This is a genomic window from Ulvibacterium sp. (assembly GCF_965228935.1).
GTDB lineage: Bacteria > Bacteroidota > Bacteroidia > Flavobacteriales > Flavobacteriaceae > Ulvibacterium.
Map to the genome: position 1 here is coordinate 922,255 of NZ_OZ245846.1, position 15,976 is coordinate 938,230.

A 15,976-nucleotide genomic window follows, 5' to 3' on the forward strand; every position below is an offset into this window, starting at 1 on the left:
TTCCTTTTTATCTTTATCTTACTAACTCATTTTAATTAATAACAACTGGATCAGCTTTCTTGGATTCAACTACGCTTGCAATCCTATTGTCGGCAAAATCTACTTCCTTAAGTATTTCTCCTTCCCAGAAAAGCCATTTTCCGGTACGTTTGCCCATTTCATAGTTTCCATTAGCTATTTTCTTACCGGCATCATCGAACATTGTCCACTCTCCGTGCAGTTTTCCTTCTAGAAAATAACCGGTTTGTGCTATCTCACCATTATCGTGAAAATACGTGGCCTTTGTCAAATCACCTTCCTTTTCAAAGGTGGGCTTATTTTCTTGGGCACCGATTCCTAAGCTGAATGCAAGTGCCAATACTATAGTAATTAATTTCATGATTTTATCGGATTTAAATTCGTAATCTATTCAGTATTAACGTTACAAAGATACATTTATTTTACATAAAAAACATGTTTACATAACTTTTAGTTAACATTAAATTTACATTACTAATATAATAATCTAATTTTAAGAGAATTATGACTTTTATCAGTTTATAATCTTTTTTGTCCTTTTGCAGAAAAATCCGCTGAAATCCATGGTCTTTAAATACGGATACTTCTTAACTTTGCCGTCCAAAACCAGAATATATGTACAGGAGCCATACCTGCGGTGAATTGAGGGAATCCCATTGTAACGCTTTGGTTACACTCACAGGCTGGGTGCAAAAAACCAGGGACAAAGGTTTTGTAGTCTGGGCAGACCTACGAGATCGCTATGGTATCACTCAATTGGTATTCGACGAAGAGCGAAGCTCCCCAGAGTTACTGGAAAAAGCCAGAAATTTAGGTAGGGAGTTTGTAGTGCAGGCCAAAGGCAAAGTCATTGAAAGAGCCTCCAAAAACCCCAACCTTCCCACTGGCAATATAGAGGTTTTGGTAAGTGAGCTTACCATACTCAATGCGTCCAAAACGCCTCCATTCACTATTGAAGATGAAACCGATGGTGGCGAGGATCTGCGAATGAAGTATCGCTATTTGGACATTCGTAGAAATCAGGTCAAGGACAATCTTATCTTCCGGAGCAGGGTAACCATGGAGGTACGCAAGTATCTCTCGGAGGAAGGTTTTATTGAGGTGGAAACACCGTATCTTATAAAATCCACTCCCGAAGGTGCCCGAGACTTCGTGGTGCCCAGCCGAATGAACGAAGGACAGTTTTATGCCCTTCCCCAATCCCCACAAACCTTTAAACAGCTGTTGATGGTCGGAGGAATGGACAAATACTTTCAGATCGTCAAATGTTTTCGGGACGAGGATCTACGGGCGGACAGGCAACCTGAATTTACGCAGATAGACTGTGAGATGGCTTTTGTAGAACAGGAGGATATCCTTAACACCTTTGAGGGCCTTACCCAACATTTGTTGGCCGAAATTAACGGGATTGAAGTAGATACTTTTCCAAGAATGACTTTTGATGAAGCCATGAAGCGCTTCGGAAATGATAAACCGGATATCCGTTTCGGCATGGAACTGGGTGAATTGAATGAAGTGGCCCAACATAGGGATTTCAATGTATTCAATTCGGCCGAATATGTTGGTGGTATTGCCGTACCCGGTGGCGCCGAATATACCCGAAAGGAAATCGATAAATTGATCGATTGGGTAAGACGTCCACAAATCGGTGCAAAGGGAATGGTTTATGTAAAATGCAATGAGGACGGTACCTTTAAGTCGTCGGTTGATAAATTTTACGATCAAGACGACCTGGCCAGTTGGACAAAGGTCATTGGTGCCCAAGCGGGAGACCTCATCTGCGTACTGTCTGGATCTACCCATGAAACACGGGCCCAATTAAGTGCATTGCGTATGGAAATGGCGGAACGTTTAGGGCTTAGAAAGCCCAATGAATTTGCCCCACTCTGGATAACCGATTTCCCTTTGTTGGAATTGGACGAGGAAACAGGTCGGTACCATGCCATGCACCATCCATTTACCTCGCCCAAACCCGGTCAATTGGAACTGTTGGAAACAGATCCCGGAAAAGTAAAGGCCAATGCCTATGACTTGGTCTTGAACGGTAATGAAATTGGTGGTGGATCGATTCGAATCCATGATAAGGAAGTCCAAGCCACCATGTTCCGCCATTTGGGCTTTAGCCCGGAAGAGGCGCGCGCCCAATTTGGATTTTTAATGGATGCATTCCAGTATGGTGCGCCCCCACATGGTGGAATTGCCTTTGGCCTAGATCGTTTGGTAGCTATTTTAGGTGGACAGGAAACTATTCGGGATTTTATTGCCTTTCCCAAAAACAACAGTGGTAGGGACGTAATGATCGATGCCCCTTCCCCTATTGACCAAGAGCAATTGGATGAGTTGGGGCTAAAATTACGGACATAGTCAATAGACCCAAGCCTGGGACAAAGTAGTCCCGTGTTTTTAAGTTGGACCCTTGCCAGCGTACCATGAGAATTATTTTATTCACGGCATTTGCCGTCCTATCCTTTGGTTGTAGCAAAAACGGTACGGATACCATGTCCTCCGAGGCTAGAATAGACTTGGAAGGATTGGCTTCCAGTATTGGTGAAATCACATCTGCCTCCATTGAGCTCCAATATACCTATTCAAATCTTACGACAAACGGGGGAGATTTAGTAACGGAAATCTGGTACAAGAAGCGTAATGATGCGAATTGGAGTGTTTTGGAGATTCCTATTGAAAATCAAAAGATACTGGAAATCAATGGTCTTGAACGCGGAACCGCTTATCTGGCAAAGCCCGTATTTAAGGTAAATGATTTTGTAAAAGAAGGTGAAGAAATACAGTTTAGGACACTCCCTTTTAACTACACCTTTATTCGGGAGGGAAATCCCAATAGCATATGGATTACCAATATATTCGCTGATGACGACTACAATGAGTTAAGGGACGGTATCGTTTCGTTTCTAAAAAGGGAGAGCGACAGTATTCCCACGGAAATTACCATTATCTCCAAGGATTCCCTGCTGATTACACCCTCGACCGAACTATCGGCCTTGTTTGATTCATCAATCGCCTATGAAGAAAGGTTGGAAGCAACGTTGACACTGCAATTCAATGATTATTATAACGGCAGTTTTAGCACCGTTGATTTATTTAATCCGGAACCAAGAACAAACGCACTGACTTTTCAAAAGATAGTGCCCTGTAGTGAATCGGACAAAACAAAGCTCCTTTTTCAGGGGTTCTTTTGGGATTCATCTATCCGGACGGAAATTGATTTCAATAAACCTGAAGATTATCGGATCAACATTACAAGTGTCGAGGATCCACTTATCACTACGGACACCTATACACAATTGGATCAAAGAATCCACGACACGGATGATGTCAATTCGTTTTTGGCCAATAGCTGCGAGGACGGTTTTACCATCGTGGAAGACCCTCCAATCGGTAATCCATTTCACAGGGGAAGCTTTATGTGGATTTCCTTTCCAACCGAAGTTTTGCCGGAAGGAACGTATGTTTTACAATTCAGCATAATCAAAAACGGGGAGCTCCTGTCTGCGAAACCTTTCGAGTTTCAATTGCAGTACTAGGCATTCCCCTGAAATGTTTCCTGCGGTTTTCTTCAATAGAAATTGGATACCTTTGCCCTTAGTCAACGGATGGATGCAATGCCCTACCCTAAGAAAAGTCTTTTAAAACGCGTATTGGTCTGGAGATACAAGCACATTTCCAACAAAACATTTATCCAAATACTGAGCGTTGTGGTCGGCCTTTTGGCCGGTTTGGCTTCGGTTACCCTAAAGAATATCACATATTTTATAGAATCTTCCCTGGAAAGAGGTATTCTTTTTTCCAATTATGGGATGTATTTCGTGTTACCCATAATCGGTCTGGCACTCGTATACCTCTATGTTAAATTTGTACATAAGGAAAAACTGCAACATGCAGTCTCCTCCATTCTTTTTTCATTATCCAAAAGGAAAGGTATTATTGCGCCCAAACATATTTATACCCAATTGATAGCCGCTCCGCTGACCGTAGGTTTTGGTGGTTCCGTAGGCCTTTTGGGCCCGGCAGTTGCTTCCGGCGCGGCGATCAGCTCCAATATGAGCCGGTTGTTCCATATCAATACCAAGACCCGATCCCTATTGATCGCTTGTGCTTCCGCAGGAGCTATTGCCTCCATTTTTCAATCTCCAATTGCGGCCATTATTTTTGCAGTGGAAGTATTTAGTCTGGATTTGACCATGTTATCGGTACTGCCGCTTTTATTGGCCTCCATATCCGGCGTACTTACCTCTTACTTCTTTCTGGGCAATGAGGCCCTTTTTAACTTTACGATTACCCAGGATTTTGAAGTGAAGGACACGTTGTTCTACGTTGTCCTTGGTGTTGGTACCGCGTTTGCCTCCATATATTTCACCAAAATGTACTTTGGCATCCAAAAACTCTTTAAACCGTTCAGGAGTCCAAAATATAAACTACTTGTGGGTGGTTTGGCCATAGGTATAATGCTGTACTTCATTCCTCCCCTATATGGGGAAGGTTTTGGGTTTATCAATAATCTATTGGACGGGAAACATGCCGTTGCTCTGGGCAGAACTCCATTTGATGCTTACATTGAAAATATTTGGGTAGTTATAGCCTTGCTCTTTGGTATTACCATTTTTAAGGCGGTGGCCATGACCACCACCTTGGCAGCGGGTGGTGCCGGAGGGATATTTATCCCTACCATGGTAATGGGCAGCGCCTTGGGCAACGTTGTGGCCAAAGTGATCAACCATTCTGGGCTGGGGTTCGCCGTCTCGGAAAGCAATTTTACGTTGATCGGTATGGCCGGTCTTATAGCCGGGGTATTGCATGCCCCATTGACCGCGATATTTCTAATTGCCGAAATCACGGGAGGTTACGCGCTTTTTGTACCTCTAATGATTACGGCCTCCATTTCTTATTTGATTACCAAGAATGCCATCGACCATTCCATTTATACCAGGGAATTGGCGCAACAGGGTGCTTTACTGACCCATAACAAGGATCAGGCAGTGCTTACCCTAATGCAACTGGATGATGTTATTGAAAAAAATTTCAAGCCCGTATCCCCCGACATGACCTTAGGTGATATGCTACATCAGTCCGTGTCAAAATCTACTCGCAACATTTTTCCAGTGGTAGACGAAAAAAAGGCCTTGTCGGGCATCATATTGTTGGACGATATCCGCGAGTTTATGTTCGACACCTCTATGTATGATACGACCCTGGTCAGGAATTTTATGCGAAATCCTCCTGAACATATTTTTTATGGAGAGGACTCCATGCAACAGGTAATGCGTAAATTTCAGGATAGCGGGGCCTGGAATCTCCCGGTAATCAAAGAGGGGAAGTACTTTGGTTTTGTGTCCAAGTCCAAATTATTGACCGCATACCGCCGCGAGTTGATCAACTTCACAAAATAACGAACAGGACATTGGATTATCAAATTATGCTCTTTTTACTATTTTTAGACGAATGAAATACGTTATTGCCCTTATCACCATCGCCTCCTTCACTTCAATTTTTTATGGGTTTTCCATTCAAGAGGAGGAACCCCTATTGGCCAGCAAGTTCATTGGCTTTGGCACTGTTGGACTTTTTCTTGTGGCCATGCCCCTCTTTTTGATAAAGGCCAGCAAGGGAAAAAAGATGAAGGATTATATGCTTAACGAGGAAAACATTCGAAAAATGCGGAAAAAAGAAAGTGAAAAGTCTGAAAACCAATGACTTTATCAATATTTGACCGATAATCCAAGCGGATTTGCCCAAAAAAATTATACCTTAGTGAGACAAACATTTTTTCACAAATAATTTTAATTGAATGACCGGTACAGTAAAATTTTTTAATGACTCCAAAGGATATGGATTCATTACGAACGACGAAACGGGAAAAGACATCTTTGTTCATGCCACGGCATTGAACGGGGTTGAGCTAAACGAAGGCGACAAAGTAGAATACGTTGAGGAAGAAGGCAGAAAGGGTATGGTAGCTGCACAAGTGCAAGTATTAAGATAAGTATTGTATTATTGAATGGAATTCCGACCCTGGTGAAATACCGGGGTTTTTTTATCTCCGTACAAAACCTTCAGTTCAAATTCCTTTTTTGAATAAAAAATCGTTTCAGAAGAACGGAAGCCTCGTTTTCCATTAACCCTCCTAGGACTTCTGTTTTTGGATGTAGTTTAGCGCCCATTGCCATGAACCCCCTTTTGGGATCCTTGGCGGCGAACACCACCTTTGAAATCTGGCTCCAATACAACGCCCCGGCACACATTTGACAGGGCTCCAGGGTTACATAGAGCGTGCAATTGTTCAAATATTTCCCTCCCAAAAAATTGGCGGCGGAGGTTATCGCCTGCATTTCGGCATGTGCCGTAACATCGTTCAGTTGTTCGGTAAGATTATGGGCACGTGCAATAATCCTGTCCTGGGCTACGATTACAGCTCCTATGGGGACCTCGCCCTTTTCAAAGGCCATATGGGCCTCCTCCAGGGCCTTCTTCATAAAGTACGCATCATCAAAAGGCAAAACCATAAAACCAAATGTACAATTTTGGGTTAAATTGTGAAGAGCCACACAACCATTTTACCGTACATTTGTCCCCGAAAATGAAAATGCTTTCCCAAATAAATTCTCCTAAAGACTTGCGCGGGATTCCCATGGACGCACTACCCCAACTTGCCCAGGAACTAAGGGAGTTCATTATAGATATCGTATCGACCAAGGAAGGGCATCTCGGGGCAAGTCTAGGCGTAGTAGAACTTACCATTGCCCTTCACTATGTTTTTGACACCCCTAAGGACAAACTTGTTTGGGATGTGGGACACCAAGCCTATGGACACAAAATTTTAACAGGGCGCAGGGAAAGTTTCGGTACCAACAGACAATTGGGCGGTATCAGTGGGTTCCCTAAAATTGACGAAAGCGAATATGACGCCTTTGGTACAGGACATAGTTCCACCTCCATTTCGGCTATTTTGGGCATGGCACTGGCCTCCAAGTTAAAAGGTGAAATGAACAAACACCATATCGCGGTAATCGGGGATGCTTCCATTGCCAGCGGAATGGCCTTTGAAGGATTGAATCATGCCGGTGTTACCGATGTTGATGTATTGATCGTCCTAAATGACAATGCCATTGGAATAGACCCCAGTGTGGGCGCCTTAAAAAAATATTTGACCAACGTAAAAAGGGGTACGGCCAAGGACGAAAATATTTTTGAGTGCCTCAATTTGGATTATTCCGGCCCGGTGGACGGTAATGATTTGCCAAATTTGATTACCGAACTGACGCGGTTAAAATCGCTCCCTGGACCTAAATTGTTACACATAATCACCACTAAGGGGAAAGGACTGCAAAAGGCGGAAGAGAACCAGGTAGTTTATCATGCCCCGGGAAAATTCGATAAATCCACCGGAGAAATACTTCCAAAGTCGGTCAAAACCGAGCCCCCGAAATATCAAGATGTTTTCGGACATACCTTGGTCGAGCTTGCCAGGCAGAATCCTAAAATTGTGGGGATTACGCCGGCCATGCCTACAGGTAGTTCTTTAAAGTACTTGATGGATGAAATTCCAAATAGGGCCTTTGACGTAGGAATCGCCGAACAACATGCCGTTACTTTAGCTGCTGGGATGGCCTTAGAGGGTATTATCCCCTTTTGTAATATTTACTCGACCTTTCTTCAACGTGCCTATGATCAGGTGATACATGATGTGGCCCTACAAAATCTACCGGTAGTATTCTGCTTAGATCGTGCCGGTATTGTCGGCGAGGATGGCGCAACCCATCATGGTGTTTATGACATTTCATACTTGCGATGCATTCCCAACGTGATTATTTTTGCGCCTATGAACGAAGTGGAGCTCCGCAACATTATGTTTACAGCACAGTTAGGGGTTCCTGGTCCTATTGTCATACGTTATCCCAGGGGCCGGGGAACTACCCTGAATTGGAAACAACCTTTCCAAGAAATAGCCATAGGGTCTTCCCAAGAATTAAAAAGAGGAAGTAAAATCGCGATACTTTCCGTAGGCCCCATAGGAAACAGGGTTGGCAAGGTTATTGATGAAAATGATAACGACCAACAAATAGGGCATTATGATATGCGTTTCATAAAACCTTTGGACACAAATCGTCTGGAACACATTTTTCAAAATTACGAGCATATTATTACCATTGAAGATGGTTGCAAGGCCGGAGGGTTTGGAAGTGCCATACTGGAAAAAGCCAATGAGATGAGGTATCAGGGCAGAATTCATATCTTCGGAATAGATGATGTTTTCCTACAGCACGGTGCGATGGATGAACTCCATCAACTGGCGGAGATAGATGCCACTTCCCTTAAAAACTTTTTAAATAGAATTTTTGATGCGCAACAAGAACCGACATAACCTGTCCTTTTTTCTTTTGTCCTTTGCTTTCGCTGCCGGATCGTTACTGGCCCAGGATCCTGTTCCTCCCGGCACACAATTGGATAGTATGGTTGTGGATACGACCGTTGTTGACACCATCGTAGTCCGTCGCATTCAAGAGAAGATAAAGAATATCCCCAGGGGCGTTAATCTAACCATTCCAGAAGTATCGTTTAAAAAAACAAAGGCCCTTACGGAAAAACCCAAAAGATTTCGCGTACCTTCTTTTTGGACCCGATTGAATAAACTCGGGCTGAACCTAAGCGAAGTAGCCTTTGTAAACTGGAATGCCGGGGGAGACAATTCCGTATCCGCCTTGGGCAATGCCAGTTTTGCGAGAAATTATAAATTTAGATACATCCAGTGGGACAATGAACTCCGCTTTAGATATGGAATCAATGTACAGGAAGGCCAGCAAATACGGAAAACGGACGACCTCATCCGATTTAGCTCTACATTTGGCTATCAAAGGGATACCATCAGCAATTGGTATTATTCCGTAAAGGCAAATTTCAACACCCAATTTTCCAATGGATTTAAGTATCCCGATCGCACTACACCAATATCCCGATTTATGTCCCCGGGATATTCCTTTTTGGGAGCAGGAACGTCATACATCACCAAAGATCAAAGATTCAATCTATATATTTCGCCAGTAACCCAGAAGGCCACTTTTGTACTGGATCAAGATTTGGCGGATAGAGGGGCCTTTGGGGTGCAAAAAGCAATTTTTGATGCCGATGGAAACATGATACAACAAGGGGAAAATGTTTTTTTGGAGTTTGGCTTTCTGGTCAACAATACCTGGGAAACCCAACTATTTAAAAATATGGGACTGAAACATCGCCTAAATTTGTATACCGACTATTTGCGCAGATTCGGCAATGTTGATATAGATTGGGAACTCAACTTTAACCTTAAGGTCAATGAATATATTGTTACCACCATTGGTACCCATTTGATATATGACGACGATATTTTGTTCGATGAGCAAGTAAATGCCGATGGCATTGTAATAGATCCGGGAGAGCCTAGGATACAGTTCAAGCAATTATTGGGTGTAGGGGTCTCTTACGATTTTTAAAGTTGTTTGCCCATGATCTTATTATGTATATGGACGGCAGAGCCATCGGAAAGACTGGCCACATAACAAGAGGTATTCAATAATATTTTATACAAGGATGTATCCGTCCGTTGATAAAACTTCGGTAAGGTCTGTATCATCAATCTGTCATAATTGGAAAACGTGCCCCCCTTTTCCCGAACAAGTGCGCCGGTATACACATCCAAAATATCCGAAATAATCCTATAACCGGCTATTTCTTTTTCCACCACCTCCTGGGAACGATAGACTTTCTGGACACTTAACGAGATAATATCGGCAATTTGAGCTTTAAATTTACTCTTGTCCAATAAGGAAGTATCAAATGTACCGTTAAGTATTTTCTCTTCGTTCTCAACAAAAACCTCAATGGCATCCCTGATTAGCGTGTTAATGGCCAAAGCCCGGAGATAACTTAGCCTATCCTCTTTATACACTAAACCATTGTACTTCTTGGTACTTATGGTATCCTTGACCAATTTTATCAAATACTCCAACGCGAATTCCTCGGAAATAAGGCCAAGGTTTATTCCATCCTCAAAATCAATTATGGTGTAACAAATATCATCTGCGGCCTCCATGAGATAGGCCAAGGGATGTCTGGAAAAGGAAATATTTTCACTTTTTGATGTGGATAACAATCCCAATTCCTGGGCAACTTCGCCAAAAAACTCCCTATCCGACTGAAAAAAACCGAATTTCTTGTCCGCGATATGTTGGGTAGGTTTCTTGGGAAGTGATTCCTTTGGATACTTCATAAAAGCCCCCAGTACCGCATAGCTCAGACGCAATCCGCCTTCAACACCTTCTTTGGATTCGGATAGCAGCTTGAATCCATTGGCATTCCCTTCAAAATCAATCAGGTCTTGATATTCTTTTTTTGACAATTCCGATTGGTATTTTTTTCCGTTGCCGTTTTTAAAATACTCTCCAATTGCCTTTTCCCCGCTGTGACCAAAAGGAGGGTTCCCAATATCATGTGCTAAGGCAGCGGCGGCCACGATGGCCCCAAAATCATTGAATGTATATCCATGGACTTCTTGAAGGTGTGGATGTTTCTCCAGTATTCGTTTCCCTGCTATCCTACCCAAACTACGGCCTACTACGGATACCTCCAGACTATGGGTCAAACGTGTATGGACAAAATCGGTCTTGGACAAGGGAATAACTTGGGTCTTGTCCTGTAGACTCCGAAAAGCCGAAGAAAAAATAATCCGGTCATAATCCACCTCGAATCCCAATCGGGTTTCATCCTGTTCCTTGCGCAATCTTTTGCCGGTGTCGCCATATCGCTTTAAGGAAAGCAACCGTTCCCAATCCATGCTATTCCATTTAGGGGTGCAAGATACATCTTTTAAGCATTTGCCGATTTCCAATAGCATCGATTGCCCAAAGACAGCTAACATTTAATTAACCTTAAATAGACCTATTGATAATATACAGGTAACCTTATCTTAAATTGGTTCTGTTTTCTTTGCAGAAAACAGCGTCCCTCAAGATGAAAAAGATAATTCTAATCATTCCGTTCCTTTTTTCAACAGTCATTTTGGCTCAGGAAACCAGTTCTATATCCGGAAAAGTCTTGGACAATGAACTTAATGGCGAGCCGATGCTATTTGCGGACGTGATGCTAAAAAATACCAAGTGGAAGACGCAGACCAATTTTCACGGTAATTTTGAAATTGATGGGGTGGCCCCAGGAAACTATGTGTTGGTCATCAGTTTTTTAGGTTATGATACCTTGGAAATCCCTGTGGAGACAAAACCCGACAAGGTGCTTCGAATACAAAAAGGGTTAAATTCAAAAACCATCAATTCTAAATTGGCGATGGTTTCCGATACCGAATCCGAGCCCTATGGGCCAATCGCATCCGCGGAAAAAGAGACCAAAAGCAAAAAGTAGTTCAATATTCCGTATTTTTCCAAAACGAACAGCTTGGGAAAACCTCTGTATATTCTTGGCTCTGCCATCCACAATTATTTTTCGACCAAAGCCCGAGACCCATATGTTTCTGGCGCCAATATTTTGGAATTCAGGATTACTGAATTCCAACTCCAATACCTCAGGCTTACCCTAAAAATCTTTTGTTTACATTAATTAAATAATAAATTAACATTAAATTTACATGAGTGCTTTCAGGCAAAACCCCTCTTTTTGACTACCCTCGATTCCTTGCCCAAAACAAAGTCCATCATCTTCTCCTTCTTTCGCTCAAAACAGTAATAAAAATTGGATTTTCCAATAATAGCCCATTAAAACTTTGATGGTACCGATTCTCCGATTACAATGAAAGCACAAAACCAAACAAATTTCCTATCGCTCACCCTGAAATTGTATAAACAACTTTCATAACTTTATTTTAACTTACTTAACAAATTATAATGTCATTTTTGTGCTTATTTGATGTTAATGGGCGAAAACATTTATCTGTTCATGATTATCGCTCTTGCTGTGCTTGCTATCACGGATTTGGTAGTAGGCGTAAGCAATGATGCCGTCAACTTTCTAAACTCCGCAATAGGCTCTAAGGCCATTTCCTTTAGGACCATTATGATTGTTGCCAGTGTTGGTATTGCCTTTGGGGCAATGTCTTCAAGTGGCATGATGGAAGTGGCCAGAAAAGGGATATTCAATCCGGGGGAATTTGTGTTTGCCGAGATCATGATCATATTCATGGCCGTCATGATCACGGATATTCTTCTGTTGGACTTTTTCAATACCTTGGGTATGCCAACTTCCACAACAGTATCCATTGTATTTGAATTATTAGGTGCCGCCGTGGCCATTTCGTTACTAAAAATTACGGCATTGGGTGGTGGGTTCGTTGATTTGGGCACTTATATTAACACTGAAAAAGCGACCGAGATCATTCTGGGCATTCTACTTTCCGTAGTAGTCGCCTTTTCCATTGGCGCCCTTATCCAATTTGCCTCACGTTTGCTCATTTCCTTTAAATTCCAGGAAAGGCCCAAATGGATCGGAGCCATCTTTGGTGGATTGGCCATAACATCCATAGTTTACTTCATAATAGTTAAAGGATTAAAGAGTGCGGATATTTTTGACCCTATCGTTCTTGAATATATTAGCTCCAATCCCGTACTCTTTCTTTTTGAAAACTTTCTGGTTTGGACATTTATCTCATGGTTGATTACTTCATTTTTTAAACTCAATATATATACGATAATCATTGTTCTCGGCACCTTTGCCCTGGCCATGGCTTTTGCGGGAAACGACCTAGTTAACTTTATTGGTGTTCCTTTGGCCGCGCTTGAGTCATACACCAGTTGGAGCGAAGCAGGCGTAACTGCCGAACAGTATACCATGGAAAGCTTATCGCAGGCCGTAAGGACACCAACCTTGCTTCTGTTGCTGTCCGGAGTCATTATGGTCGTTACCCTTTGGTTTTCTTCCAAAGCAAGAAATGTGGTGAAAACCAGTGTAGACCTGTCCCGGCAAGACGAGGGAGAAGAACGCTTTCAACCTAATTTCCTTTCCAGACAAATTGTGAAATTTTCTATAAGAGCTACGGAAAACCTTTCGGGTATTCTACCAATCTCCCTTAGAGCTAAAATAGACAAGCGTTTTGAGAAACCTTATGTATATATTCCTAAAGTTAGAGCTCAGGATCTTCCCGCATTCGATTTGGTAAGGGCTTCCGTAAATCTTATGGTAGCGAGTGTGCTAATATCCATAGCAACTTCCATGAAATTGCCCCTATCTACCACTTATGTCACTTTTATGGTAGCGATGGGTACCTCTTTGGCCGATAGGGCTTGGGGGCCGGAAAGTGCGGTTTATCGTGTGGCCGGTGTTCTCAATGTAATAGGCGGATGGTTCTTCACGGCCATAAGTGCCTTTACGGCTGCGGCAATCATAGCCTACGTTATCCATTTAGGAGGAATTGTGGCCATAGTGATCTTGCTTATTACCGCCTTTTTACTCATTGGAAAAAATTATCTCTCCCACACCAAAAAAGTGAAGGAAAATAAAATCGAGGAAAGGCTGCAAAAAGCGGAAAGTAGTTCGATAAAGGAGCTTATCGAGGAAAGTGCGGACAACATTGCACTTACCATGAAAAGAGCCAATAAGATATATACGTATTGTATCGATGGCCTGGCCAAGCACGACATAGAACGATTGAAAAAAAGTAGAAAAAGTATCTCCAAATTGGATAAGGAGGTGGAAGAATTAAAGGACAATATCTTCTATTTTATCAAGAACTTGGATGAATCAAGCGTGGGGACCAGTAACTTTTACATCACCATGTTAAATTATCTGGAAGACATGACCCAGTCTTTGGAATATATTTCCAAGGCCGGATATAAACACGTAAATAACAATCATAAAAAACTGCGTTTCAATCAAATAAAGGATTTGAAGGAAACGGATCAATATGTCGATAATCTTTTTTCCAAGGTTACCCAAATCTTTGAAACCAAGGAATATGTTGGCCTCACCAATTTAATCATCCATAAACAGAACCTTTTTGACCATATCAATAAAAAAATAGAAAAACAGGTTACCCGAACAAGGGTAGATGAGACCAGCCCAAAAAATACAGCACTCTATTTTAGTCTCCTATCAGAAACCAAGGACTTACTTACGGCAACATTGAACCTATTGGAAATCTATGATGGCCATGTGAATGCCGTTACCGTATAGGCGAGAATTCCCTATTTTAAATTGTGGAAATGGTTCGTAATGTGCCAATCCAACAAACTTGTTCATAGTACTTTCACAGAGATATTACCAAACACTGTTCAACAAAGTGCTTTCCTTGTTCCGCTAATCCAATCGTCCGTTTATCGAAAAAATTGTGCTTTTTGGGAAATCCTTCGTTTAAGGTGTATACCCAAACGATTTCTAATATGCGCATAGTACCTCGTAACTCATTCTTATCCCTACTAATTTGTGTTTTTATAGTAGCGGCTTGTAGTAAGGAAACAGCTTCGCCCAACATTGATGACAGTACCGACGATGGACAAATTATGGATGATGGTACCGATAACGGACAACCTCTGTCGGATAACTCGGCCCGATTAGCGGCCAAGGAATTGTATGAGGATCACTATTTGGCCTCTGCCAGCACCAATGGGGATGTAGCTTGGACAGGGGATGAACCTTCCTGCAACGCCGGTTCCGTCCCTCAAGGTACAAAAGAAAAAATCTTTATGCGTTTGGCCTATTTTAGAAAGGCCGTAGGGTTAAACAATGACATATCGGAGAATGCCACAAAGAGTGAAAAGGCCCAACAATCGGCCCTTATGATGCACGCCAATGGAGCTCTGGACCATTCGCCTCCCAATAGTTGGAAGTGCTTTAGTGAAGACGGCAAGGAAGGTGCTGGAAATTCGTTATTGGCCATGGCCAGAAATGCCCAGGCTATAGATGCCTATATCCGAGATCAAGGATCCAGCAACGGTCCGGTAGGCCATAGAAGATGGTTGCTATGGCCGCGACTGCAGGAAATTGGGGTTGGCAATACGGAAAGGGCCAACGCCATTTGGGTGCTCGGAAATGCAGGCTCACCTCCAGAGGACGAACCCGAATTTGTTGCATGGCCCCCTGAAGGATATGTTCCCAATAACCTGGTGTATTCACGCTGGTCCTTCTCTATAAGAAATGCCGATTTTACAGCTACCAAAGTTTCTATGAAAGACGTGGATGGAAATTCCCTCTCACTATCTTTAGAGGAATTAGACAACGCTTTTGGGGATCGTACCATTGTCTGGGTGCCCGAAGGTGTAAATACGAATAGTTCCGAGGACATTTCTTATACCGTGACCTTGGAAGATGTAAATCTTAATGGAGAAATGAAGAATTTCACTTATGAGGTTACACTTTTTGACGTGAACAATTGAGATTTCAAGATTATCTGTAAAAATTCATTTCATCCATATATACCCAAACCGCTTCCGGGAGCAAAGGCCTTATATTTTTCCCAGCATTATGATTTTTACGGATGAAGGTTGAGGAAATCTCCATTACGGGTGCATCTATGCGATGGATTTTGGGGTGCTCCTTTAATCGATTCTCCACCGTTCCTTTTGAAATCCTAGGATAGACATAAAGGGTATAGTTTTCCAAAATGGCTTCGTAGTTTTTCCATTTATGAAACCCTTTGAGATTGTCCTCTCCCATCAACAACGAAAATGCACTGTTATGTCCATACTTCTCATCCAAACGTACCAAGGTGTCGATGGTATAGTTGGGCTGGGGCAAATCAAATTCTATCTTGCTGGGTTTTAAGTTGGGGTACTCCTTTACCGCTTCGAATACCATTTGATACCGATGATGGTTATCCAAAAGCGTTTGTTTGGTCTTAAAAGGGCTCCTAGGGGTAATTACAAACCAGACCTCGTCCAAATCGGAAAACTCCACCATGTGGTTGGCGATAATGAGGTGGCCGATATGAATAGGGTTAAACGTGCCAAAATAAAGGCCGATTCTTTTCAAT

14 protein-coding genes are annotated in these 15,976 nt (G+C 42.4%); 10 read left to right on the plus strand and 4 right to left on the minus strand.

Translation table 11 applies throughout. The features are described from left to right. Positions 1-31: 31 nt before the first annotated feature. On the minus strand, positions 32-379 hold the full coding sequence (locus ACO06Y_RS03965; RefSeq protein WP_422082535.1) for a toxin-antitoxin system YwqK family antitoxin: 348 nt from the start codon (positions 377-379) through the stop codon (positions 32-34). Between the two features lie 254 nt (positions 380-633). On the opposite strand from ACO06Y_RS03965, the gene aspS reads away from it, so the two are divergent. From aspS to ACO06Y_RS03990, 5 genes are all read left to right on the plus strand, one after another. Next, a complete protein-coding gene (gene aspS, locus ACO06Y_RS03970) occupies positions 634-2,382 on the plus strand; it encodes an aspartate--tRNA ligase (protein WP_422082536.1) in 1,749 nt (582 codons plus the stop codon). Positions 2,383-2,447: 65 nt separating this feature from the next. Further along, positions 2,448-3,560 (plus strand): hypothetical protein, encoded by a 1,113-nt coding sequence (locus ACO06Y_RS03975; protein ID WP_422082537.1) that lies wholly within the window; start codon positions 2,448-2,450, stop codon positions 3,558-3,560. Between the two features lie 78 nt (positions 3,561-3,638). Further along, entirely contained in the window at positions 3,639-5,423 is a 1,785-nt protein-coding gene (locus tag ACO06Y_RS03980; protein WP_422082538.1) for a chloride channel protein, read from the plus strand. Between the two features lie 52 nt (positions 5,424-5,475). Then, positions 5,476-5,727, plus strand: a complete 252-nt coding sequence (locus ACO06Y_RS03985; protein ID WP_422082539.1) for a hypothetical protein — start codon at positions 5,476-5,478, stop codon at positions 5,725-5,727. 94 nt (positions 5,728-5,821) lie between these two features. Continuing rightward, entirely contained in the window at positions 5,822-6,016 is a 195-nt protein-coding gene (locus tag ACO06Y_RS03990) for a cold-shock protein (protein ID WP_299530325.1), read from the plus strand. A gap of 70 nt (positions 6,017-6,086) precedes the next feature. Here the strand turns inward: ACO06Y_RS03990 and ACO06Y_RS03995 are convergent, their stop codons facing one another. Continuing rightward, positions 6,087-6,536 carry a nucleoside deaminase gene (locus ACO06Y_RS03995; protein WP_422082540.1) on the minus strand — a complete coding sequence of 150 codons (450 nt, stop codon included), beginning with the start codon at positions 6,534-6,536 and terminating at the stop codon, positions 6,087-6,089. Positions 6,537-6,610: 74 nt separating this feature from the next. Between ACO06Y_RS03995 and ACO06Y_RS04000 the strand changes: the two genes are divergently transcribed. Beyond that, positions 6,611-8,395: a 1-deoxy-D-xylulose-5-phosphate synthase gene (locus ACO06Y_RS04000; protein ID WP_422084231.1), complete on the plus strand. Its 1,785-nt coding sequence runs from the start codon at positions 6,611-6,613 to the stop codon at positions 8,393-8,395. Beyond that, on the plus strand, positions 8,373-9,500 hold the full coding sequence (locus ACO06Y_RS04005) for a DUF3078 domain-containing protein (protein WP_422082541.1): 1,128 nt from the start codon (positions 8,373-8,375) through the stop codon (positions 9,498-9,500). The genes ACO06Y_RS04000 and ACO06Y_RS04005 overlap by 23 nt, the downstream gene beginning before the upstream one ends. Here the strand turns inward: ACO06Y_RS04005 and dgt are convergent. Next, positions 9,497-10,840 (minus strand): dGTP triphosphohydrolase, encoded by a 1,344-nt coding sequence (dgt, locus tag ACO06Y_RS04010; protein ID WP_422082542.1) that lies wholly within the window; start codon positions 10,838-10,840, stop codon positions 9,497-9,499. The two genes, ACO06Y_RS04005 and dgt, sit on opposite strands and share 4 nt — an antisense overlap. A gap of 176 nt (positions 10,841-11,016) precedes the next feature. Here dgt and ACO06Y_RS04015 point away from each other — a divergent pair, with 176 nt between their 5' ends. The 3 genes from ACO06Y_RS04015 (at position 11,017) to ACO06Y_RS04025 (ending at position 15,380) form a co-directional block, all read left to right on the plus strand. Beyond that, positions 11,017-11,421, plus strand: a complete 405-nt coding sequence (locus ACO06Y_RS04015; RefSeq protein WP_422082543.1) for a carboxypeptidase-like regulatory domain-containing protein — start codon at positions 11,017-11,019, stop codon at positions 11,419-11,421. A 507-nt stretch (positions 11,422-11,928) separates the two neighbouring features. Then, positions 11,929-14,181, plus strand: coding sequence for an inorganic phosphate transporter (locus ACO06Y_RS04020; RefSeq protein ID WP_422082544.1), 2,253 nt, complete (start codon positions 11,929-11,931; stop codon positions 14,179-14,181). Positions 14,182-14,387: 206 nt separating this feature from the next. Beyond that, on the plus strand, positions 14,388-15,380 hold the full coding sequence (locus ACO06Y_RS04025; RefSeq protein ID WP_422082545.1) for a CAP domain-containing protein: 993 nt from the start codon (positions 14,388-14,390) through the stop codon (positions 15,378-15,380). A gap of 10 nt (positions 15,381-15,390) precedes the next feature. Here ACO06Y_RS04025 and nadD read toward each other — a convergent pair whose 3' ends face one another. Next, entirely contained in the window at positions 15,391-15,975 is a 585-nt protein-coding gene (gene nadD, locus ACO06Y_RS04030) for a nicotinate (nicotinamide) nucleotide adenylyltransferase (RefSeq protein WP_422084232.1), read from the minus strand. Position 15,976: the final 1 nt, after the last annotated feature.